The sequence below is a fragment of the Jiella sonneratiae genome (genome assembly GCF_017353515.1).
Classification (GTDB): Bacteria; Pseudomonadota; Alphaproteobacteria; order Rhizobiales; family Rhizobiaceae; genus Jiella; species Jiella sonneratiae.
The window spans coordinates 84,458-105,135 of record NZ_JAFMPY010000008.1 but is presented as its reverse complement, the minus strand read 5'-3'; the positions used below and the strand labels follow the sequence as shown (position 1 = coordinate 105,135).

The 20,678-nt window shown below is 68.0% G+C and carries 21 protein-coding genes; 16 read left to right on the top strand and 5 right to left on the bottom strand.

All coding sequences use genetic code 11. The features are described 5' to 3' along the window. Positions 1–176 precede the first annotated feature (176 nt). Both J1C47_RS09845 and J1C47_RS09840 read left to right on the top strand, forming a co-directional pair. A complete protein-coding gene (locus J1C47_RS09845; protein WP_207350585.1) occupies positions 177–566 on the top strand; it encodes a hypothetical protein in 390 nt (129 codons plus the stop codon). 17 nt (positions 567–583) lie between these two features. Further along, positions 584–1,195: a DUF6036 family nucleotidyltransferase gene (locus J1C47_RS09840; protein ID WP_207350584.1), complete on the top strand. Its 612-nt coding sequence runs from the start codon at positions 584–586 to the stop codon at positions 1,193–1,195. A 48-nt stretch (positions 1,196–1,243) separates the two neighbouring features. Here the strand turns inward: J1C47_RS09840 and J1C47_RS09835 are convergent, their stop codons facing one another. After that, the gene (locus tag J1C47_RS09835) at positions 1,244–5,221 is read right to left on the bottom strand and encodes a vitamin B12-dependent ribonucleotide reductase (RefSeq protein WP_207350681.1); all 3,978 of its coding nucleotides are present in this window, start codon (positions 5,219–5,221) and stop codon (positions 1,244–1,246) included. A gap of 596 nt (positions 5,222–5,817) precedes the next feature. Between J1C47_RS09835 and J1C47_RS09830 the strand changes: the two genes are divergently transcribed. Next, positions 5,818–6,885 carry an HWE histidine kinase domain-containing protein gene (locus J1C47_RS09830; RefSeq protein ID WP_207350583.1) on the top strand — a complete coding sequence of 356 codons (1,068 nt, stop codon included), beginning with the start codon at positions 5,818–5,820 and terminating at the stop codon, positions 6,883–6,885. Positions 6,886–6,924: 39 nt separating this feature from the next. Here J1C47_RS09830 and gpt read toward each other — a convergent pair whose 3' ends face one another. Then, positions 6,925–7,425, bottom strand: a complete 501-nt coding sequence (gene gpt / locus J1C47_RS09825) for a xanthine phosphoribosyltransferase (RefSeq protein WP_207350582.1) — start codon at positions 7,423–7,425, stop codon at positions 6,925–6,927. 223 nt (positions 7,426–7,648) lie between these two features. On the opposite strand from gpt, the gene J1C47_RS09820 reads away from it, so the two are divergent. Continuing rightward, positions 7,649–8,038: a DoxX family protein gene (locus J1C47_RS09820; protein ID WP_207350581.1), complete on the top strand. Its 390-nt coding sequence runs from the start codon at positions 7,649–7,651 to the stop codon at positions 8,036–8,038. A 30-nt stretch (positions 8,039–8,068) separates the two neighbouring features. Here J1C47_RS09820 and J1C47_RS09815 read toward each other — a convergent pair whose 3' ends face one another. Next, positions 8,069–8,821 carry a competence/damage-inducible protein A gene (locus tag J1C47_RS09815; RefSeq protein ID WP_245396476.1) on the bottom strand — a complete coding sequence of 251 codons (753 nt, stop codon included), beginning with the start codon at positions 8,819–8,821 and terminating at the stop codon, positions 8,069–8,071. 270 nt (positions 8,822–9,091) lie between these two features. On the opposite strand from J1C47_RS09815, the gene wrbA reads away from it, so the two are divergent. From wrbA to gor, 4 genes are all read left to right on the top strand, one after another. Then, positions 9,092–9,691 (top strand): NAD(P)H:quinone oxidoreductase, encoded by a 600-nt coding sequence (gene wrbA, locus J1C47_RS09810; RefSeq protein ID WP_207350580.1) that lies wholly within the window; start codon positions 9,092–9,094, stop codon positions 9,689–9,691. 183 nt (positions 9,692–9,874) lie between these two features. Continuing rightward, complete coding sequence (gene rpiA / locus J1C47_RS09805; protein WP_207350579.1) at positions 9,875–10,570, top strand: ribose-5-phosphate isomerase RpiA; 696 nt, start codon at positions 9,875–9,877, stop codon at positions 10,568–10,570. 239 nt (positions 10,571–10,809) lie between these two features. Further along, a complete protein-coding gene (locus J1C47_RS09800; RefSeq protein WP_207350578.1) occupies positions 10,810–11,403 on the top strand; it encodes a DUF2059 domain-containing protein in 594 nt (197 codons plus the stop codon). 229 nt (positions 11,404–11,632) lie between these two features. Next, positions 11,633–13,021, top strand: a complete 1,389-nt coding sequence (gene gor / locus J1C47_RS09795) for a glutathione-disulfide reductase (RefSeq protein ID WP_207350577.1) — start codon at positions 11,633–11,635, stop codon at positions 13,019–13,021. A 93-nt stretch (positions 13,022–13,114) separates the two neighbouring features. Here the strand turns inward: gor and J1C47_RS09790 are convergent, their stop codons facing one another. Both J1C47_RS09790 and J1C47_RS09785 read right to left on the bottom strand, forming a co-directional pair. Next, the gene (locus J1C47_RS09790; protein WP_207350576.1) at positions 13,115–13,780 is read right to left on the bottom strand and encodes a ceramidase domain-containing protein; all 666 of its coding nucleotides are present in this window, start codon (positions 13,778–13,780) and stop codon (positions 13,115–13,117) included. 155 nt (positions 13,781–13,935) lie between these two features. After that, a complete protein-coding gene (locus J1C47_RS09785; protein WP_207350575.1) occupies positions 13,936–14,349 on the bottom strand; it encodes a VOC family protein in 414 nt (137 codons plus the stop codon). Positions 14,350–14,577: 228 nt separating this feature from the next. Here J1C47_RS09785 and J1C47_RS09780 point away from each other — a divergent pair, with 228 nt between their 5' ends. The 8 genes from J1C47_RS09780 (at position 14,578) to cutA (ending at position 20,494) form a co-directional block, all read left to right on the top strand. Next, complete coding sequence (locus J1C47_RS09780) at positions 14,578–15,180, top strand: DUF2380 domain-containing protein (protein WP_207350574.1); 603 nt, start codon at positions 14,578–14,580, stop codon at positions 15,178–15,180. Between the two features lie 193 nt (positions 15,181–15,373). Beyond that, entirely contained in the window at positions 15,374–15,817 is a 444-nt protein-coding gene (locus tag J1C47_RS09775; RefSeq protein WP_207350573.1) for a DUF2852 domain-containing protein, read from the top strand. Between the two features lie 326 nt (positions 15,818–16,143). Beyond that, positions 16,144–17,082, top strand: a complete 939-nt coding sequence (locus J1C47_RS09770) for a M48 family metallopeptidase (protein ID WP_245396475.1) — start codon at positions 16,144–16,146, stop codon at positions 17,080–17,082. 525 nt (positions 17,083–17,607) lie between these two features. Next, the gene (locus tag J1C47_RS09765) at positions 17,608–18,267 is read left to right on the top strand and encodes a phosphoribosylanthranilate isomerase (protein WP_207350572.1); all 660 of its coding nucleotides are present in this window, start codon (positions 17,608–17,610) and stop codon (positions 18,265–18,267) included. Positions 18,268–18,282: 15 nt separating this feature from the next. Continuing rightward, complete coding sequence (trpB, locus tag J1C47_RS09760; protein WP_207350571.1) at positions 18,283–19,500, top strand: tryptophan synthase subunit beta; 1,218 nt, start codon at positions 18,283–18,285, stop codon at positions 19,498–19,500. Positions 19,501–19,568: 68 nt separating this feature from the next. Beyond that, positions 19,569–19,850, top strand: coding sequence for a hypothetical protein (locus J1C47_RS09755; RefSeq protein ID WP_207350570.1), 282 nt, complete (start codon positions 19,569–19,571; stop codon positions 19,848–19,850). Beyond that, positions 19,847–20,131, top strand: coding sequence for a type II toxin-antitoxin system RelE/ParE family toxin (locus J1C47_RS09750; RefSeq protein ID WP_207350569.1), 285 nt, complete (start codon positions 19,847–19,849; stop codon positions 20,129–20,131). The genes J1C47_RS09755 and J1C47_RS09750 overlap by 4 nt, the downstream gene beginning before the upstream one ends. Before the next feature lie 36 nt (positions 20,132–20,167). Continuing rightward, the gene (gene cutA / locus J1C47_RS09745) at positions 20,168–20,494 is read left to right on the top strand and encodes a divalent-cation tolerance protein CutA (RefSeq protein ID WP_207350568.1); all 327 of its coding nucleotides are present in this window, start codon (positions 20,168–20,170) and stop codon (positions 20,492–20,494) included. Positions 20,495–20,678 lie beyond the last annotated feature (184 nt).

Genomic DNA, 20,678 nt, shown 5'->3' with positions numbered 1-20,678 from the left:
TGATGCCGGAAACAAAGACGCTCATTCGCCGCGGTTCCGGGATGAGACGATCCAGCGCGCACTGAGTTGTGGCGCAATGCTCGCTGAATTGTGGCTCGGGCAGCACGTTCCCTAGCAATGGCGCCCCTCTTTCGTTTCCGCTAGACTAAGACCAACCTCAAGAGATGAGACGCGTCATGACAGCAGGGGAAAAATACGTGGAAAGCTTGCCTCGCAAGCGGCATTTCCATGACCGCAACGAACGAAGATCCTACGAAACTGCCCGCATCGTCGCAGCGCGCCTGATCGACGATCCGAGATCCCTACGCCAGGGCTTGGCATACATGCGCCGCCACATGGAGGGAGACCCACACCAGGCGGACTACCTTCGTCTGTGGCAAGATGTCATTCGGCAAGACACCAAAGAAATCGCCCGTCTTCTCCTCGAGGACTCCCCACGCGGAGCGCTCCTTCGCGACACGCGGCCGGTATTCCACGTGCTGACGGACGAAGAACGGCGAACGGCCCACCTCGCCGCCGCCGGGGCGGGAGACGCCGGCATTTCGAGCGAGGGTCTGCGACCTTGATCATGCGGCAAGACCGCGTGGATCACATCCTCCGGGCTGCGGCAGAAATCACCGGCCACAAATTATTCGTCCTGGTCGGCTCTGCCGCCGTCGCAGTCGGTCGCAAGAACGTGCCGGCCACGATGATGATCACGCCCGAAATCGATATCTACGCTCCCGGCGCCGAAGATTCGGAAGCGATCTCTGACCTGATCGAAAGTAATATCGGCCGCGACAGCGCCTTCCATAAGACACACGGCTACTTCGCAGACGGCGTATCGCCGCAAACTGCGACGATGCCATTAGGCTGGGAAACCCGAACCACCGAATACGAGGGATCAGGATGCCCCGGCGTTCTTGTCATCGTCCCAGATGTCAACGACATAGCTCTGGCCAAGCTCGTTGCGTGGCGAGAAAAGGATCGTGGATGGCTGACCGAAGGCGCCCGATACAGCTTACTGTCGCTTCAAATCATGGCGGATCGACTACATCTCATGCCGGAAGCCGATCAAGACCGCGGAATCCCCAGTAAGAACGAACTGATCCGACGCATCGGGATTCTTTCGATAGCCTGCAAGACAGAAATTAACTTCGCACCAATATCGGAAGACGAGGATACGGCGGGGATGACCCCGCCGCGCAGAACTTAGCGCCTCCTGCTGCAACTTAGCGCGCAGAGGCAATCGATCGTCGAGCCCTCAGCTGCAGCCGCTCGTCGATCCGCAGGTGTCGCACTTCAGGCAGGTGCCGTTGCGCACCATGGTGAAGTTGCCGCATTCCGAGCAGCTCTCGCCGGTGTAGCCCTTCATCATCGCGATCGTCCGGCGTTCGGCGCTGGTGGCCTTCGGCCCGTCCTGGGTGCCGGAAGCGGCCGCCGTGACGTTGGCGCTGTCCCGCTCGCTCGCCTCGAAGGCCAGCGGCTGGTCGAACAGCCCCTGCGCCGGCGAGGTGTCGGCGACGGGTGCCGGCGCGGCGAGGGGGGCTTCCTCGTAGTCGCGCTTGAAGGCCGTGGCGGTCTGGGCGCCGGCCGCGGCGGGGGCGGCGCGGGCCGACAGCGTCGGCTGCAGCGGCGCCGCGGAGGCGGCCGGCTTGGCCGCCGGTGCCGAAGCGGCGGCGGGCTTGGCGGCACTGGCGGAATTGGCCGCGACCGGGGCCGTCGGGCGCTGGGTGCCGGCGGTCACCGGCTTGGCGCCGCCTGCTGCAGGGGCCGAGACCCCGCCCGAGGCGCCGCCTGCCGCCTGGCCGACGGGCTCGTTCGACGAGACGAGGCGGAACTTCGCCGTCTGGCCGCGCACCATGCCGGACGAGATCGGCAGCGGCGCCGGCTTGTCGCCCTCCACCCCGCGGCCGACCGTCGAGGCGCCGATGTCCTCGGGCTGGACATGGGCGAGGTCGTGCCGGCCGAGATAGGAGACGGCGAGCTCGCGGAAGACGTAGTCGAGGATCGAGGTGGCGTTCTTGATCGCCTCGTTGCCCTGCACCATTCCGGCCGGCTCGAACCGCGTGAAGGTGAAGGCCTCGACATATTCCTCCAGCGGAACGCCGAACTGCAGGCCGAGGGAGATGGCGATGGCGAAGTTGTTCATCATCGCGCGGAAGGCGGCGCCCTCCTTGTGCATGTCGATGAAGATCTCGCCGAGCCGGCCGTCGTCGAACTCGCCGGTCCTGAGATACACCTTGTGGCCGCCGACGATGGCCTTCTGGGTGTAGCCCTTGCGCCGGTTCGGCAGCTTCTCGCGGTCGCGCACCACCTTTTCGACGATGCGCTCGACGATCCGTTCCGCGACCTGCACCGCCTGGGCCGGAGCCGGGGCGGCGATCAGCGCGGCCGCCGTCTCTTCGACGATGTCCTCGTCGTCATCCTCGTCGGCGATCAGCGAGGCGTTGAGCGGCTGGGAGAGCTTCGAGCCGTCGCGATAGAGGGCGTTCGCCTTCAGCGCCAGCTTCCAGGACAGCATGTAGGCCGACTTGCAGTCCTCGACGCTCGCGTCGTTCGGCATGTTGATGGTCTTGGAGATCGCCCCGGAAATGAAGGGCTGCGCCGCCGCCATCATGCGGATGTGGCTGTCAACCGAGAGATAGCGCCTGCCGATCCGTCCGCAGGGATTGGCGCAGTCGAAGACGGCGAGGTGCGCGTCCTTCAGGAACGGCGCGCCCTCCAGCGTCATGGCGCCGCAGACGTGGATGTTGGCGGCCTCGATGTCCCTCTTCGAAAAGCCCAGCGCCGGGAGCATCTCGAAGGAGAAGTCGTTGAGCTCGGCGTCCGTGAAGCCGAGCACGTCCTTGCAGAATGCCTCGCCCAGCGTGAACTTGTTGAAGACGAACTTGATGTCGAAGGCCGAGGACAGCGCCGCGTTGACCGCCGCGATCGTCTCGTCGGTGAAGCCCTTGGCCTTCAGCGAGGACGGGTTGATCGCCGGCGCCTGGTTCAGATTGCCGTGGCCGACCGCATAGGCCTCGATCTCGGCGATCTCGGCTTCCGGATACCCCAGCGTACGCAAGGCGTCCGGGACGGCGCGGTTGATGATCTTGAAATAGCCGCCGCCGGCGAGCTTCTTGAACTTCACCAGCGCGAAGTCGGGCTCGATGCCGGTGGTGTCGCAATCCATGACGAGGCCGATCGTGCCGGTGGGCGCGATCACCGAGACCTGGGCGTTGCGATAGCCGTTCTTGGTGCCGAGCTCGACGGCCTCGGTCCAGGCGACCTTGGCGCGGCCCGACAGCCGCTTGTCCTTCAGCGAGGCATGGTCGAGCGGCACCGGATCGACGGCGAGCGCCTCGTAGCCGTTGGCGATGCCGTGGGCGGCACGGGCGTGATTGCGCATGACCCGCAGCATCGATTCGGCGTTGCGCTCGTGATCGGGGAAGGCGCCGAGGACGCCGGCCATCTCGGCCGAGGTCTTGTAGGCGATGCCGGTCATCAGCGCCGAGATGGCGCCGCAGATCGCCCGGCCTTCCTTGGAATCGTAGGGAATGCCGGAGGACATCAGCAGGCCGCCGATATTGGCGAAGCCGAGGCCGAGGGTGCGGTAGTCGTAGGAGAGCCGGGCGATCTCCTTCGACGGGAACTGCGCCATCAGCACCGAGATCTCGAGCACCACCGTCCAGATCCGGACGGCGTGTTCGAAGGCCGCCGTGTCGAAGCGCCGTGCCTCCTTGCCGCCGTCGCCCTTCACCACTTCCTGGAACTGGATGAGGTTGAGCGAGGCGAGATTGCAGGCCGTGTCATCGAGGAACATGTATTCCGAGCACGGGTTCGAGGCCCGGATCGGACCCGCCTCGGGGCAGGTGTGCCAGTCGTTCATGGTGGTGTTGAAGTGCAGGCCCGGATCGGCGGACGCCCAGGCGGCATAGCCGATCTGCTCCCACAATTCGCGCGCCTTGACGGTCTTGTGCACCTTGCCGTCGGTGCGCCGCACGAGGCTCCACTCCTCGTCGTTCTCGACGGCGCGCAGGAAGTCGTCGGTCAGCGAGACCGAGTTGTTGGAGTTCTGGCCGGAGACGGTGAGATAGGCCTCCGAATCCCAGTCGGTGTCGTAGACCGGGAATTCGATGTCGGTGTAGCCCTGGCGGGCGAACTGGATGACGCGCTTGGCGTAGTTCTCGGGAACCTGGGCCTTCTTGGCGTCACGCACGGCGCGCTTCAGCGCCGGGTTCTTCATCGGGTCGAAGCAGTCGCCCTCCGGCCCCTCGCAATTGACGCAGGCCGCGAGAATCGCCTTCAGGTGCTTCGCCACGGTCTTCGAGCCGGTGACGAGGGCGGCGACCTTCTCTTCCTCGCGGACCTTCCAGTTGATGTAGGCCTCGATGTCGGGATGGTCGATGTCGACAACGACCATCTTCGCCGCGCGCCGCGTCGTGCCGCCGGACTTGATGGCGCCGGCCGCCCGGTCGCCGATCTTCAGGAAGCTCATCAGGCCGGAGGACTTGCCGCCGCCGGCGAGCTTCTCGCCTTCGCCCCGAAGGCGCGAGAAGTTGGAGCCAGTGCCCGAGCCGTATTTGAACAGCCGTGCCTCGCGCACCCACAGGTCCATGATGCCGCCGTCGTTGACGAGGTCGTCGGCGACCGACTGGATGAAGCAGGCGTGCGGCTGCGGATGCTCGTAGGACGAACCGGAGCGGGTCAGCTGGCCGGTGCGGTAGTCGACGTAATAGTGGCCCTGGCTCGGGCCGTCGATGCCGTAGGCCCAGTGGAGGCCGGTGTTGAACCACTGCGGCGAGTTCGGCGCCGCCTTCTGGGTGGCGAGCATGTAGGCGAGTTCGTCGCGGAAGGCGCAGGCGTCCTCCTCGGTCTCGAAATAGCCGCCCTTCCATCCCCAGTAGGCCCAGGTGCCGGCGAGCCGGTCGAACACCTGGCGCGCGTCCTTCTCGGAGCCGGTGCGCGCGTCCTCGGGCAGGTCGGCGAGCGTCTTTTCGTCGGCGACGGAGCGCCAGAGGAAGGACGGGACGTCGTGTTCCTCGATCTTCTTCAGGCGGGCCGGGACGCCCGCCTTGCGGAAGTACTTCTGGGCGAGGATGTCGGCCGCCACCTGGCTGAACTGCTCGGGGACGTCGATTCCCTCGAGCTTGAAGACGACCGAGCCGTCGGGGTTCCTGATCTCGCTCGTCGCCTTGCGGAAGGCGACCTCGTGATAGGGGCTCTGGCCGGCCTTGGTGTAGCGGCGCTCGAACTTCATGCCCATGGAAAACCCATCCTCGACTGGTTGGCTTCGACCCGCGGAGCGCAGGAACGGGCGTCCGCCGACGGCCGCTCGCCTCTCTCGCCGATCTCGTGATCCTGGCCAGCATCTAGTGCCGGTCCGGCCAGGAGCTCCTACATATAGTGGGTAAAGAGCGTTACGCGAAGCTTAATGCCGTCGATTTTAACGGCCCTGAGCAGTTATCAACGGAATTCACGCTCGGCCTGGGGACGGCGCGCGACGGGCCGCCCGGAAGCGGGGTAGCAGGAGTACCGCCCGACCGAAGCGTAGGGTGAGTCTTTCCGGCCGGTCAATGACGGCGGCGACACAGATGCGGGGCGTCGACCATGGACAAAGTGTGCACAAACTGTCGCATCGGGCGGGCGAGCCTTGCAAAGCCGGGCTTTCGGACCCTACGCTGAATTTTAGGAAATTTGCGCTGGACAAGCGAATCGTGCGCGCGGGCAGGCCTTCGGGTCCGTCGGCATCGCATTCGTCGTCACCAGAGAGCCGTGGAAGGACCGTGCTTGGGCCGGCCTGAGCATTCAGCCTGGAAACTGTCGACCGCCGACCTGACGGAGGCGGGACCCGAGGTGGCGATCGACCGAATCACCCGGCTCGCCACCCGGATCCTCGGCGTTCCCGCCAGCTTCGTCTCGGTCTTCGACGAGGGCAGGCAGGTGTTCAAGAGCGAGGCGGGGCTGCCGGGGCCTGCCGAGCGCGACGAGCAGGGCCTCAGGGTCGCTGCCGCCCGGGGCTCGGCCTGCCTCGACGTCGTCGAGCATGGCGAGCCGGTGGTGATCGACGACGTCGCGGCCGATCCGCGATACGCCGCCGGCGCGGGCGTCCGCGCGCTTCGCATCGGCGCCTATATGGGCCTGCCGGTGCGGCTGCCCGACGGAACGGTGATCGGCTCCTTCTGCGTTGTCGACGAAAAGCCCCGCGCCTGGACCGAAGAAGAACGGCAGGCGCTCGAGGATCTCCTGGCTTTGCTCGCCGGTGAGCTGGAGCTGCGCCAGGAGGTCAAGCTGCGCAAGCAGCTCGAGCAGCGCTCGCTGCTGATGTCTCGGGAGATGGAGCACCGCATCAAGAACTCCCTGTCGACCGTGCAGGCGATCATCCTCCTGTCGGTGCGGGAAGGGCAGAGCCCGTCGGAGATCCGGGCCGACCTTCTGGAGCGGGTCGCCTCGCTCGCCAAGACGCAGTCGCTGCTCGCCGATCGCGACGGCAAGGGCGCGCTGTTTTCCGAGATCGTCTCGAGCGAACTCCAGCACTACGGCATCGGCACCAATGTCTGGATCGACGGCCCGCAGGTCATGATCGGCAAGGACGACGCGGTCTCGGTCTCGATGATCATCCACGAACTGGCCACCAACGCCACCAAGCACGGCGCCCTGGCACCGCACATGCGCGGCGGCGTCGCCGTCCGCTGGACGCCCGCCGAGCGCGACGGCCGGCCGGCCCTGACATTCCATTGGGAAGAGTGGTTCGGCGGCGGCCCGGCGCCCGAGGCGGCGCGGCGGGCGGGGGAACTCGGCTTCGGCACCGAACTCCTCGAAACCCTGGTGCTGCGCCAGATGCGCGGAGAGATGTCGCGGGAACTGACGCCCGGCGGGCTGATGTTCATCGCGACCGTCAGGCTCAGCGGCGCGCCGGCCTGAGAGCGGCCGCCGCGGCGGTGGGTGCCGCGACCGGGCGCCCTATCCGGCGGTGCCGCGCCCGATCGGCGCCTGGAAGCTCAGACCGAGATCCCAGGGAAAGAAGATCCAGGTGTCCTGGCTGACCTCGGTGATGAAGGTATCGACCAGCGGCCGGCCCTTGGGCTTGGCGTAGACCGTGGCGAAATGCGCCTTCGGCAGCATCGCCCGGACGATGCCGGCGGTCTTGCCGGTGTCGGTGAGATCGTCGACGATCAGGATCCCCTCGCCGCCGTCCTCGAGAAGCTCGGGGCTGATCTCCTTCAGGACCCTCAGCTCCCCCTGTTCGGAATATTCGTGATAGGAGGCGACGCAGACCGTCTCGATCAGCCGGATGCCGAGCTCGCGCGAGATCACCGCCGCCGGCACCAGACCGCCGCGGGTGATGCAGACGATCGCCCGCCACTCCTCCTTGCGAAGGCCCGCAAGTCTCCAGGCCAGCGCCCGCGCATCGCGATGAAACTGGTCCCAGGAGACGGGAAACGATTTTTCCACCGTCGACATGGTCGGGGCTATCCATCCTCAGAGCAATTCGTCCGGCCCGGATAGATCGAATCGGCATTTGCACGCAAGCTCCGTCCCGCCTCGCGGTGCCGACGGCCTCTGCCGCCGGGACGCGAAATCCCGGCGTCCGGCGACTCTTCGTCAACGCGGCGAGGCTGGCCTGGTGGCTTTCTGCCGGCTACTGATCGGGCGCAACCAAAACGCAACCGGGACTTATCTCCTCATGCCCCTCGACCGGTACCATCCCTACGCACTCGCGCTCATGCGCATCGTTTCGGGCCTGATCTTCATGGAGCACGGCACCCAGAAGCTCCTCGGCTTTCCGGCCGGCGGCCACGGCACCGTCGAGCTAATGTCGCTCTTCGGCCTCGCAGGCGCGATCGAGCTCGTCGGCGGCCTGCTCCTCGTCCTCGGCCTCTTCACCCGCGTCGTCGCCTTCGTCTGCTCCGGCGAGATGGCCTTCGCCTATTTCATGGCGCATGCGCCGCAGGACTTCTTCCCGGTCAACAACGGCGGCGACGCGGCGATCCTCTACTGCTTCGTGTTCCTGTTCCTGGTCTTCGCCGGGGCGGGTGCGGCGAGCCTCGACGGCGCCCGCGGACGCAGCGCCTGACCTTTGGGAGCGCCGCGGCTCGCGCCGGACTCAGGCCGAGGCGCGGCGCTGGTCCACGGCCTGAAGCATCGCCTCGACCGCAGCGGCCGCGGCGTCGATCGCGGCCTCGTCGCGGGAGCGGATGACGATCTCGGTCGAATAGCGGCTGCCGTCGAATTTCGGATAGGAGCCGATGACGACCTTCGGATGCTCCCGCGCGATCGCCGCCAGCGCATCGCCGATGTCGCCTTCGCCGAAGCGGCAGGCGATCGCCCGGCTGACCAGCGGATCACCCGCCGGCAGGGCTGCCGACAGCCCGGCGAGCATCGCCTGAAACACCGCCGGCACGCCGGCCATGACGAAGACGTTGTCGATCCGGAAGCCCGGCGCCACCGACACCGGATTGTCGATCAGCCCGGCGCCTTCCGGCGTGCGGGCCATGCGGCGTCGGGCGGTCGTGAACTCCATTCCCCGCTGCCGGTAATGCGCCTCCAGCCGCGCCACGGCCTCCGGATGGTCGACGACCGGCAGACCGAAGGCCGCCGCGACGGCTTCGGCGGTGATGTCGTCGTGTGTCGGTCCGATGCCGCCGGAGGTGAAGACGAGGTCGTAGGTCCGCCGCAGCGTGTTCAGCGTGTCGGCGATCATGTGCGGATCGTCGCCGACGATGCGCACTTCCTTCAGGTCGATCCCGGCGAGCGTCATCACCTCGGCGAGGTGACCGATGTTCTTGTCCTTGGTGCGCCCGGACAGGAGTTCGTCGCCGATGGCGAGCATGGCGGCCGTGGCGGTCTCACGCGGCATCCGGTTCCTCCGATGGATTGCATCCCGGCACGGGCCCGGCCCCCGGCCGCGCCGCGCGCGACCGGCTGCCCCGGTGCCGGAGCGCACGACTAAGCGTGAGGAACGCAAGGAAAGCAAGGGCGGCGCGCCAGCCCCGGCCGTGCCGATTGTCGCGGCACAGGCGACGGTGCGTCGCGGCGATTCGGCGAGCCGGCCGCGGCACGATCGCCTATGTCCCTGCCCGGGTCTTCCGTCAGGAGAAGACGACAGGAACGAAAGGACACGCATCGCATGGCCAAGGTACTCGTCCTCTATTACTCCAGCTACGGTCACATCGAGACGATGGCGAAGGCGGTCGCCGAAGGCGCCGAGGGCGCCGGCGCCAGCGTCGACATCAAGCGCGTGCCGGAGACGGCGCCCGAGGAGGTGGTCAAGGCGGCGCATTTCAAGACCGATCACCCTTATCCGGTCTGCGAGATCGACGAACTGGTCGGTTACGACGCGATCGTCGTCGGCGTGCCGACCCGCTACGGCAACATGGCCTCGCAGATGCAGTCCTTCTGGGACCGGACCGGCCCGCTCTGGGCGCGCGGCGCGCTCGTCGGCAAGGTCGGCGGAGCGTTCTCCTCCTCGGCAACCCAGCACGGCGGCAACGAGACGACGCTGATCTCGGCGATCAAGACGCTGCTGCATCACGGCCTGATGATCGTCGGCCTGCCCTATGCCTATCAGGGGCAGATGAACATGGACGAGATCGTCGGCGGCTCGCCCTACGGCGCGACGACCATCGCCAAGGGCGACGGCTCGCGCATGCCGAGCCAGCTCGAGCTCGACGGCGCCCGCTTCCAGGGCCGGCACATCGCCGAGATCGCCGCCAAGGTTGCCGGCTGACGCCGGACGACGCGCGCGTACGGCCGTCGGCGCAGCGTCGTCTCGTCCCCGCCGCCCTGTCATCGCCGAAGGCCGCCGCGCGGCGGCATGCCGGCTTCCTTCGCGTCGCGGCCCCCGCGTGACCTATCGGCTGCCTTGCCGGGCTGGTAGAGGAGGGGAAGCGACGAGAAAGGAACGCGCGGCATGGCGAATGCGGAGGAACTGAAACGGGCGGCCGCCGAGGCGGCCCTCGACTTTGTCGAGGACAAGATGGCGCTCGGCATCGGAACGGGCACCACGGCGGAGGCCTTCGTGCGGGCGCTGGCCCAGCGCGTGCGGGGCGGGCTGAAGGTGACGGGCGTCGCGACCTCCGAACGCACCGAGCGGCTCTGCCAGGAACTGTCGATCCCGATGGCGACGCTCGAGACCCTGCCGCGGCTCGACCTGACGGTCGACGGCGCCGACGAGATCGATCCCGGTCTGCGGCTCCTCAAGGGCGGCGGCGGCGCGCTGCTGCGCGAAAAGATCGTCGCCAAGGCTTCCAAGCGGATGATCGTCGTCGCCGACGCGGCGAAGCTGGTCGACGAACTCGGCGCCTTTCCGCTGCCGATCGAGATCAACGGCTTCGGCATGGTCGCCACCTATCTGGCGATCCAGGAGGCGACGGAGGCGCTCGGCCTTTCCGGCGACCTGACCCTGCGCCGCCGCGGCGAGGAGCCGTTCATCACCGACAGCGGCCATCTGATCCTCGATGCGGACTTCGGCCGCATTCCCGATCCACAAGCGCTGTCGCGCGCCCTGCACGAGGTTCCGGGCGTCGTCGAGCACGGCCTGTTTCTCGGACTGGCCAGCGATGCGCTGGTCGCTTCGTCGGACGGGGTCCGGCACCTGACCGTTTGACGGCCAATGCCTTGCGGGTTCGACGGCCGACGCGGCCGCCGGCTTGCACGGCGCGGCGGAAGCCGCTAGGTCGCCGGGAAAGGAGCCGGTCCGGTCTCGCCGGCACCGCCGCACCGGACCGAGCCGCCGCAGAACGCGTCGCCGGCGTTTCGACGGACGGCGCCGTTCCGGCACGGTCCGATGCGACGGCGACGGTGGAACGTCCGGGGCGCAGATCAACCAATGGAGTCACTCAACCGATGATCTTCAGTCAGTCGATGCGCCGCGGCCTTTTCGCCGCAGCGACCGCGATGCTTCTCGTCCCCGTCGCGGCGAGCGCCCAGGACCAGAAGCCGGCCGACCAGGCGGCGGCACAGAAGGCCGCGGACGAAAACATCAGCGAGAGCCACCTGAAGGCGGCGCGTGCCGCGATCGCGGCGATCCACGCGACCGACCAGTTCGACGAGATCCTTCCCAACGCCGCGACGCAGATCAAGTCCGAGCTGATCTCCAACCGGCCCGACATGGATTCCAAGATCTCCGACATGGTCGACGAGGCGGCGCTGAAGCTCGCGCCGCGCCGCGCCTCGCTGGAGACCGAGGTCGCGCGGATCTACGCCCGGATGTTCTCCGAGGACGAATTGAACGACATCGCGCAGTTCTACAGCTCCGAGGCGGGCAAGAAGCTGCTGGCGCAGGGGCCGGATGCGACGCGCGCGATGCTGAAGGCGGCGCAGGTCTGGAGCAACGGCATCGTGCGCGACCTGCGCCAGGCCGCCTTCGACGGCTTCCGCGCGATGAACGGCGGCAACGCCCCGGCGGAGAGCGGCGCGCCGGCGACCGGCCAGAACTGAGCCCGGCGGCGGCCGAGGCCGGCGGGCAGCCATGCGCTCCCGGCCGGCCGGCCGGGCGAGGGCGGGCCGTGCGTCTCTGCCCGGTGAACGCCCCGTCCGCCTGTCGAAGCCTCGCCGGAACGACACATATCAGCGCGGGATTTTCGGATCCGGCACCGCCGGCCGCGTGGCGGCGCGGCCTCTTCGCCCCGCGGAGTTTTCCGCCGGGCCAGCGAGCGGAACGATCGGCATGGGCGCTTTCGACTACGATTTCTTCGTCATCGGCGGCGGCTCCGGCGGCGTGCGGGCGGCGCGGCGCGCCGCCGCGCTCGGCAAGCGGGTGGCGATCGCCGAGGAATACCGCTTCGGCGGCACCTGCGTGATCCGCGGCTGCGTGCCGAAGAAGCTCTTCGTCTACGCCTCGCAGTTCGCCGAGTCCTTCGAGGACGCCCGCGGCTTCGGCTGGAGCGTCGGCGAGACACGTTTCGACTGGCCGTCGCTGATCGCCGCCAAGGATGCCGAGATCGAGCGGCTCGAAGGCATCTACCAGAGCAATGTCGGCAAGGCCGGCGCGGAGATCTTCAACGACCGGGCGGTGCTCGAGGGGCCGCACGAGATCCGCCTCGTCGAGGCCGGGCGCCGGGTGACCGCCGACAAGATCCTGATCGCCACCGGCGGCAGGCCGAACCGGCATCCGGCGATGCCCGGCGCCGAGCACTGCATCACCTCCGAGGAGGCGTTCCACCTCAAGAAACTGCCGAAGCGGATCGCGGTCCTCGGCGGCGGCTACATCGCGGTCGAATTCGCCAACATCTTCCACGGCCTCGGCGTCGAGACGACGCTGATCTATCGCGGCAAGGAGATCCTGCAGGGCTTCGACGACGACCTGCGCCACGAACTCCACCAGGCGATGGACAAGAAGGGCCTGCGCGTCCATTGCTGCGACACGCTCGAGCGGGTCGACATGCGCGGCGACGGGACGCTGGCGGCGACGGCGATGAGCGGCGAAGTCTTCGTCGTCGACGAGGTGATGCTGGCGATCGGCCGCACCGCCAACACCGAGAACCTCGGCTGCGAGGCGGCCGGCGTCGCACTCGATGCGCGCGGTGCCGTCAAGGTCGACGACTATTCCCGCACCAGTGCCGAGAACATCTACGCCATCGGCGACGTCACCCACCGGGTGCAGCTGACGCCGGTGGCGATCCACGAGGCGATGTGCCTGATCGAGACGATCTTCCACGACAGGCCGACGAAGCCCGACTACGACACGATCGCGACGGCGGTGTTCTCGCAGCCGGAGATCGGTGCTGTCGGGCTGACGGAATGCGTCGCGGCCGAGCGCTTCGCCGAGATCGAGGTCTACCGCACCGCCTTCCGGCCGATGAAGAACACGCTTTCGGGCCGCGACGGCAGGATGCTGATGAAGCTGGTGGTCGATGCGACGAGCCGCCGCGTCCTCGGGGCCCACATCCTCGGCCACGACGCCGGAGAGCTGGCGCAGCTCCTCGCCATCGCCGTCAAGGCCGGCCTCAGCAAGGACCAGTTCGACGCGACGATGGCCGTCCACCCGACAGCCGCCGAGGAACTGGTGACGATGTACGAGCCGAGCTACCGGGTGCGGGGCGGCGAGCGCATCTGACGCACCGGCGACAGGCGGCATTTCCCGGTTCGGACCGACGCCGGAAGACGCCCCGGGCAGTCGGGCGGGAAGCCGCGGCCCCGTCCGCCGCGCTCAGGCCCTGCGGCGGGCTGCCGGGACCGGCGGCGCGTCGATTGCGGCGACGAGCAGCAGGCCGAGGGTGACGGCGTTCAGGACGTGCCAGACCGCATGGGTGCCGAGCGGCCAGACCTCGCAGAGCGGTGCGTCGAGCATGCGGAAGATCAGCGAGACGAAGAAGGTCGCGCCGGCGCCGAGCACGAGGGTGCCCGGCTCCTCGCGCCGCGAGACCAGGATGCCGCCGACGCCGACGAGGGCGAAGAGCCCCGGCATGTAGCCGGCCGAGGAGCCGACGATCGCGGCGAGCACCGGTTCGACGACGAGCGATGCGGCGAAGAAGACCGCGGTTCCCGCCGCCGCGACGAGCGGCGTCAGCGCGAAGAACCGGCTGAGCGCCAGGGCGAAATAGCCGTAGATGAAGACCGCGATCGGCACGACGTCGGCAAGGCTCGCCCAGCGCGTGGCGACGGTGTGGAATAGGAAGGATCCCGCGCCGATCACCGCGACGAGGAGGCAGAGGGCAAGGGCGGGTTCGTCGCGCCCGCCGCGCATCTTCCAGAGGCTGAGCCCGAGCAGCGCCGCGGCGATGAAGGCGATATTCGTCCAGGCATTCAGCGGCTCGGCCCAGAAGGCCGCGCTGGTGCGTTCGCAATAGTCGTCGATCGGGGCGGTCCAGTCCATCGGCACGGCTTCTGCTGGATCGGCCCGAACAGCGGTACCGACGGTGACGTTTCGAACGGGACGACGCGGCGGCTGGAGGAGCGCCGCGTCCCCCCGGTTCCTGGGGCGAAGCGGGCCTTACGGCAGCCTGAGCCTTCTGCGCAAGCGCGAAGCCGTCACACGCCCGTCCGCCAGGGGTCGTAGGTGCCGAAATTCCACAGATGCCCCTCCGGATCGCGGCAGGAGAATTCGCGGGAGCCGTAGTCCTTGTCGGCAAGGTCCATCACCACCGTCGCGCCGGCGGCCTTCACCGCCTCGTAGAGCCGGTCGATGTCGGTCACGACGACATAGGGGCTCTGGGTCACCCGGGCGTCGCCGCCGGATGGCGGTGCCTGACATGCGCCGAAATCGTCGTCGCGCGCCTCGCCGACCATGACCATGCCGGCGCCGTGGACCAGCTCGGCATGAAGGATGGTGCCGTCGTCCGCCTCGTGAACGGCGCGCCGTTCGAAGCCGAGGACGGAGCAGAGCCAGTCGATCATCGCCCGCGCATCGGCGTAGCGGAGCGTCGGGATCACGCTCGAGGTCATCGCAGTCTCCTTCGTCGGACTTGTGCCGGCAGGCACCGGCCGCAAAGCCGCCGGGGCCTCCGAGGAACATGGGTGGGCGAAGGCGGGCTTTCCATTCCCTTCACGCCTGTCCAAGGTTTCTTGCTGTCGCCGACGAAACCTCCACTTCTTCTGCGGGATCGCGGCCGATGGCCTTCCCGGCGGGTGCGGCCCTGCCGGGGCCGGCCGCGGCGCATCGGGAGGAAGGACATGAACGACATCAACGACAGGAACGACAGAAACGGAACCGGCTGGCTGGCGGCCCTCGTCGCGACGATCGGGATCGCCGCCACCTCGTCCGGCGCGGCGGCCGAGATCGCGGCAGGCAAGACGGCGATGGTCGCCGTCGCTAAGTTCGACTATGCCGACACGTCGGGCGAGGCGCGCGACCAGACCGCGGCCCATGCCGAACGGCTGGCGGTGTTTCGCGACCGGCTGGAGGCCGAACTCGTCGAGGCCGGCAGTCTCGACAAGGTGACGCTCGCCTGCATGACGGGCGCGGCATCGGGATGCAGCCTTGCGGCGCTGAGGGCAGAGCCGCTGCTCGGCGAGGCGAAGCGCGCCGGCGCCGACTATCTGGTCTATGGCGGGATCCACAAGATGAGCACGCTCGTCGGCTTCGGTCGCGTCGACGTTCTCGACGTTGCCAAGAACCGTGTCGTCTTCGACCGCGTCATCACCTTTCGCGGCGACACCGACGATGCCTTCCGGCGCGCGGCGGCGTTCGTCGCCACCGACATCCGGCGCACCCTGACGGGCGATCCGTCCGCGGCGGCGGATGCCGGAAAGGACGAGACGCGCGGCGTCAGATGATCGGAGCGGGGAGGGGACGGCGATCGGCGCAGCATGGCATTCCGGCTTTCGCCGAAGGGCGGCAGGATTTTCGCGCGAAAACCATTGAAGGGCGAAAATCCGCTCACCATCTCTTAATCATCGACAAAAAACGAGAGGCCTCTCTCCCGCGATGCTTGCCATCGCGGCCATATTCAAAAGGAACGTGACTGCGATGACTTCACAAGCTCTCATTCGTCCGGCCTGGACGCCGGTGACGATTGCCGTGATGGTCGGCGGGTTCTTCGTCTGGTGGCCGCTTGGTCTGGCGATGCTGGCCTACATCCTCTGGGGCGAGCGCCTCGAGGGGTTCAAGCGCGACGTCAACACTTCGACCGACAAGTTCATGTGCAACATGCGGCGTGCCGGCTTCAAGCAACCCTTCCGGCAAGAGGCGACCGGCAACGTCGCCTTCGACGACTGGCGCGACGCCGAGCTTCGCCGGCTCGACGAGGAGCGGCGCCGGCTGAACGAGGCGGCGGCCGAGTTCGAGGCCTATGCCCGCGAACTGCGCCGGGCCAAGGACCAGGAAGAGTTCGACCGCTTCATGCGCGACCGCAAGGGCCGCGAGTCCCGCCGCGACGAGGGTGGCCCGATCGTCGACGGCCAGCCGGCCTGATCTGCCGCCCGGCGACGGCATGCGGCCCTGCCGAACGCGAGGCCGAAATCGAGACCAGAATCGGGGGCAACGGGTAGCCCTTGCCCCTCACGGCCGACAGCGGCTGTTGATTGAGCCGGGCGGCGGCATCCTTCGGGGTGCCGCCGCTTTTCATTCTGGGCTAGACTGAGCCGCTCGGCGAACGGGGTGGACGCAGGCGGATTTCCACCACCCGTCTCCGACGTGAGACACAAGCCGGATCGCCGTTCTCGATGCCTCAGCTTCTGCGCCGCAAACCGGAACCGCCGCTGCCCGAAACGATCGACGTCGCGGGGAGCCCGCTCCCCTTGACCATCCGGCAGAATCCGCGGGCAAAGCGCATGATCATGCGCATCGCACCCGGCGGCGGCGGTTTGATCGTGACGGTGCCGCGCGGCATGTCGGCCCGCAAGATACGCGGGTTTCTCGACCGCCACCGCGGCTGGGTCGAAGAGCGACTGGCGCGCGTCCCGGACCGCGTCGTCATTGCGCCCGGCGCGATCGTCCCGCTGCGCGGCGAGCCGACGCTGCTGACCCATCGCGGCGGCCGGCTGGTCACGCGGCTGGCGCCTGTCGGCGATCGGGCCGAACCGGAGGCCCCGCAAGCCGTCTCGCCGCCGGTCGCCTCACGGCACCGTCCGCCTCGGCTTCACGCGGCAGGCGCGATGGGCGACCTGTTCCAGGCAGCGGGAATGGAACCGATCAGGTCTCGCGACGCCGTTGGACATGGGGGCGCGGCGGGCGCTGCAGGCGCGGCCGCCCTTGGCGGAGCGGAAAACGCCGGTCGCCACCGAGGCGATCCCGCTTCCGGTGCAGCGCCGGCCCGGCCCGACGATGCCGCCATCGCCGGCATTCGCCAGCAGCTCCTCGTCGGCGGCGAAGACAGGCATTTTACCCGCCGCGTCCTCGACTTTTTCTGCCGCGAGGCCGGGCGCGACCTTTCCGAACGGGTGAAGTGCCACGCGGCGGCGGTCGGTCTGGAGCCCCGCGCCATCACCATCAAGGACACCACCAGCCGCTGGGGCTCCTGCACCCACGACCGGCGCCTCGCCTTTTCCTGGCGGATCGTCATGGCGCCGCCCTTCGTCCTCGACTATCTCGCCGCCCACGAGGTGGCGCATTTCGTCGAGATGAACCACGGCCCGCAATTCTGGGCGCTGTGCGAAAGGCTCTGCCCCGACACGCAGGCCGGCAAGGCCTGGCTGAAGCAGCATGGGTCGGGGCTGCATGCGATCGGAGTGGGGTGAGGGACGGCGCGGTTTCGACCCGATGCGTCCGTCGACCGCGGTGAATTCAACGCCACCGCCGGCCATGGACGATGCTGCCTATGCGGCGAGCGAGTAGCCGGTGGTGCCGCGATCCGCCGCGCGGATGGTGATTGGCTGAGTTTCGGCTTTGGGAACGCTGCGCTGCGCCAGGAGCTTGATGCCGACATCTCCAAGAGCTTCAGCCTTTCGATCGCCATCCGGCGGATCAGCGTCTCGGCCGTCGAGTCGATTTCGATCTCACCGCGATTGACGGCGGGGATGGCGATCATCTCCTCGCCGACCGCCTCGCGATCGGCCGCGATGTCTTCGATATAGACGTTGTCGAGGCCGCTTTCGATGTGATGATGCCTCGCCATCTCAGCCCGCGACTAAGCCGGCCGTGCACGACATAGCCCCACGATAGTTTGCTTCTGGCAAGATCCTCTCCATGGTCACGTCGCCCCGACTTGCCGGATCCCCCTCCGCCCCTCGACATCGCCGCGTTTCGATGCCACTTGCCGTCTCATGAAACCCGACGTCAAAATCTGCGGCCTGTCGACGCCCGAGACCCTGGACGCGGCGCTCTCCCGCGGCGCGAGCCATGTCGGCTTCGTGCATTTCGCCAAAAGTCCCCGGCATCTCGACGTCGAGCCGATGGCCGCGTTGGTGCGCCGCGTCGCCGGCCGCGCCGAAACCGTCATTGTCACGGTCGACCCGGACGACGATCTGATCGCGCGCTTTGCCGGGGAGGTGCGGCCGGACTGGCTGCAGCTGCACGGGCGGGAAACGCCCGAACGGGTCGCGGAAGTGAAGGCGCGGACCGGGCTGAAGGTGATGAAGGCGCTGCCGGTTGCGGAAGCCGCCGATCTTGAGGCCATTGCTGCCTATCGCGGCGTCGCCGACCGCATTTTGCTCGATTCGAAGCGGCCCAAGGGCTCCGACCTGCCGGGCGGCAACGGCGTCTCCTTCGACTGGCGGCTGCTCGCTGTCCTTGACCCCGGCCTCGCCTACATGCTTTCCGGTGGCATCGACGCGGACAACGTCGCCGAGGCGCTGCGCGTGGCGCGGCCCGCCGGCATTGACGTCTCCTCCGGCGTCGAGAGCGCGCCGGGCGTGAAGGACGTCCGCCGCATCGACACCTTCTTCGACGCGCTGGACCGGATCGCCGCCGGGACGCCAGCCTGAAAGGCTAGAGAGCCCATGAACCAGCAGCTGCCCAACTCCTTCCGCGCCGGCCCCGACGAAGAGGGGCGCTTCGGCCTGTTCGGCGGGCGCTTCGTCGCCGAGACGCTGATGCCGCTGATCCTCGACCTGCAGGAGCACTGGAACGCGGCGCGGGCCGATCCGGCGTTCAAGGCCGAGCTCGACGGGCTGAACAAGCACTACACCGGCCGCCCGTCGCCGCTCTATTTCGCCGAGCGGCTGACCGAGGAGTTGGGCGGCGCGAAAATCTACTTCAAGCGCGACGAGCTGAACCACACCGGCTCGCACAAGATCAACAACTGCCTCGGCCAGATCCTGCTCGCCCGCAAGATGGGCAAGACCCGCATCATCGCCGAGACCGGCGCCGGCCAGCACGGCGTCGCGACGGCGACGGTCTGTGCGCGGTTCGGCCTGCCCTGCGTCGTCTACATGGGCGCCACCGACGTCGAGCGGCAGGCGCCGAACGTCTTCCGGATGAAGCTCCTCGGCGCCGAGGTGCGCCCCGTCACGGCCGGCCACGGCACGCTGAAGGACGCCATGAACGAGGCGCTCCGGGACTGGGTCACCAACGTCGAATCGACCTACTACCTGATCGGCACGGCCGCCGGCCCCCACCCCTATCCGGAACTGGTGCGCGAGTTCCAGAGCGTCATCGGCAAGGAGGCGCGCGAGCAGGTCATGGAGGCCGAAGGCCGGCTGCCGGACATGCTGGTCGCCGCCGTCGGCGGCGGCTCCAACGCCATCGGCCTGTTCCACCCGTTCCTCGACGACAAGGACGTCGCGATCGTCGGCGTCGAGGCCGGCGGCAAGGGGCTCGACGGCGAGGAGCACTGCGCCTCGCTGACCGCCGGCTCGCCGGGCGTCCTACACGGCAACCGCACCTATCTCCTGCAGACCTCCGACGGGCAGATCAAGGAGGGCCATTCGATCTCGGCGGGTCTCGACTATCCCGGCATCGGCCCGGAACATTCCTGGCTGAAGGACACCGGACGTGTCGAATATGTGCCGATCATGGACCGGGAGGCGCTCGCCGCCTTCCAGATGCTGACCCGCACGGAGGGCATCATCCCGGCGCTGGAGCCGGCCCATGCGCTGGCCGAGGTGATCAAGCGCGCCCCGAAGATGGGCCGCGACCAGGTCATCGTGATGAATCTCTGCGGTCGCGGCGACAAGGACGTGCACACCGTGGCGAAGCATCTGGGGATGGAGCTCTAGGCGAGGCTCGATCGGCTCCGCCGCATCTGCCGATCCGGCCAGAGCTGCATATTGGAAGGAGACGTTCGATGGCGTCGGTCGACTTATCCGTTCGGCTCGAGCCTTCGGTGAAGGCGGATCTCGAGGCCGAAGCCAGCATGACCAACCAGACGGCGGCGGAAGTCGCCGAGGCGGCGATCGCGCAATATCTTTCGGGCCGCAAGGTCAAGCGCGAAGCCGTTCGCCAGGCCTTGCAGGAGGCCGAGGATGGCGTGTTCGTCTCAGAGGCGGCGATCTCGCGCTGGGTCGAAAGCTGGGGGACGGCCGACGAACTTCCGCCTCCGGAGCCTGATGTCTTCCCAGGCCGATGAAAATCGTCTTCCTGCCGCGCGCCCGTGCCGATCTCGGCTGGTTCCGGCGGTACTATGAAGAGATTTTCCCGGACGGTGCCGTGAGAGCGCGCCTCCAGTTCGGCAGGACGATGCAGACGTTGCGGGAGCATCCGCTTGCGGGACGGCAGGGAGAAGAAGGCACGCGTGAGATCGTTCTTGGACGAACGCCGTTCATCTTCGTCTACGTCGTGCGCGAGGACCGGATCGAGATCATTCGCGTCTTCGACCAACGCGCCGAGCGATCCGGCGAGTGGCCATAAAACCATACGAGAAGAACCTGGCTCGGGAGCGCATCATTGACCGACATCGTCGAAATCCACGTCACCTGCCCGTCGCTGCTCGACGCGCGGGAAATCGCCGGCAAGCTGCTCGACGAGAAGCTCGCGGCCTGCTGCAACATTCCGGTCAAGGAGATCGACAGCCGCTTCTGGTGGCAGGGCAAACGCCAGCGCCAGGACGAGTGGCGCCTCGCCGTCAAGACGCGGGCCGACCTGTTCGAGGCCTGCGCGGCGGCTATCCGCGCGGCGCATCCCTACGAGACGCCGGCGATCTTCGGCTTCCGGGTGGATTTCGTCGATGCGGCGACGGCGGCCTGGGTGGAGGAGGTCTGCCGCAAGCCGTGAGCCCGGGATCGTGGTCGGGGCGCCCTGCGATCGTCCTCTTCGCCGGCGCTCCCGCGCCGTCGTCTTTCTGCGCGCCGGCACCGGCGATCGGACGGCGCGCGGCGGGCGTTCGCCGGTTCCGACCCGCTTGGCAGCGCGGCGCATGATGGCGTAAGGAACGCGGCATCCATCGGCAGTTCCGGAT

Bases quoted from the DNA above. Each gene is read 5' to 3' on its own strand.
- J1C47_RS09800 (WP_207350578.1), top strand. From the start codon at position 10,810: ATGATCTTCAGTCAGTCGATGCGCCGCGGCCTTTTCGCCGCAGCGACC.
- wrbA (WP_207350580.1), top strand. From the start codon at position 9,092: ATGGCCAAGGTACTCGTCCTCTATTACTCCAGCTACGGTCACATCGAG.
- J1C47_RS09765 (WP_207350572.1), top strand. From the start codon at position 17,608: ATGAAACCCGACGTCAAAATCTGCGGCCTGTCGACGCCCGAGACCCTG.
- J1C47_RS09835 (WP_207350681.1), bottom strand. From the start codon at position 5,221: ATGAAGTTCGAGCGCCGCTACACCAAGGCCGGCCAGAGCCCCTATCAC.
- J1C47_RS09780 (WP_207350574.1), top strand. From the start codon at position 14,578: ATGAACGACATCAACGACAGGAACGACAGAAACGGAACCGGCTGGCTG.
- J1C47_RS09775 (WP_207350573.1), top strand. From the start codon at position 15,374: ATGACTTCACAAGCTCTCATTCGTCCGGCCTGGACGCCGGTGACGATT.
- J1C47_RS09755 (WP_207350570.1), top strand. From the start codon at position 19,569: ATGGCGTCGGTCGACTTATCCGTTCGGCTCGAGCCTTCGGTGAAGGCG.
- J1C47_RS09820 (WP_207350581.1), top strand. From the start codon at position 7,649: ATGCCCCTCGACCGGTACCATCCCTACGCACTCGCGCTCATGCGCATC.
- trpB (WP_207350571.1), top strand. From the start codon at position 18,283: ATGAACCAGCAGCTGCCCAACTCCTTCCGCGCCGGCCCCGACGAAGAG.
- J1C47_RS09785 (WP_207350575.1), bottom strand. From the start codon at position 14,349: ATGACCTCGAGCGTGATCCCGACGCTCCGCTACGCCGATGCGCGGGCG.
- J1C47_RS09790 (WP_207350576.1), bottom strand. From the start codon at position 13,780: ATGGACTGGACCGCCCCGATCGACGACTATTGCGAACGCACCAGCGCG.
- J1C47_RS09750 (WP_207350569.1), top strand. From the start codon at position 19,847: ATGAAAATCGTCTTCCTGCCGCGCGCCCGTGCCGATCTCGGCTGGTTC.
- rpiA (WP_207350579.1), top strand. From the start codon at position 9,875: ATGGCGAATGCGGAGGAACTGAAACGGGCGGCCGCCGAGGCGGCCCTC.
- J1C47_RS09845 (WP_207350585.1), top strand. From the start codon at position 177: ATGACAGCAGGGGAAAAATACGTGGAAAGCTTGCCTCGCAAGCGGCAT.
- gpt (WP_207350582.1), bottom strand. From the start codon at position 7,425: ATGTCGACGGTGGAAAAATCGTTTCCCGTCTCCTGGGACCAGTTTCAT.
- J1C47_RS09815 (WP_245396476.1), bottom strand. From the start codon at position 8,821: ATGCCGCGTGAGACCGCCACGGCCGCCATGCTCGCCATCGGCGACGAA.
- gor (WP_207350577.1), top strand. From the start codon at position 11,633: ATGGGCGCTTTCGACTACGATTTCTTCGTCATCGGCGGCGGCTCCGGC.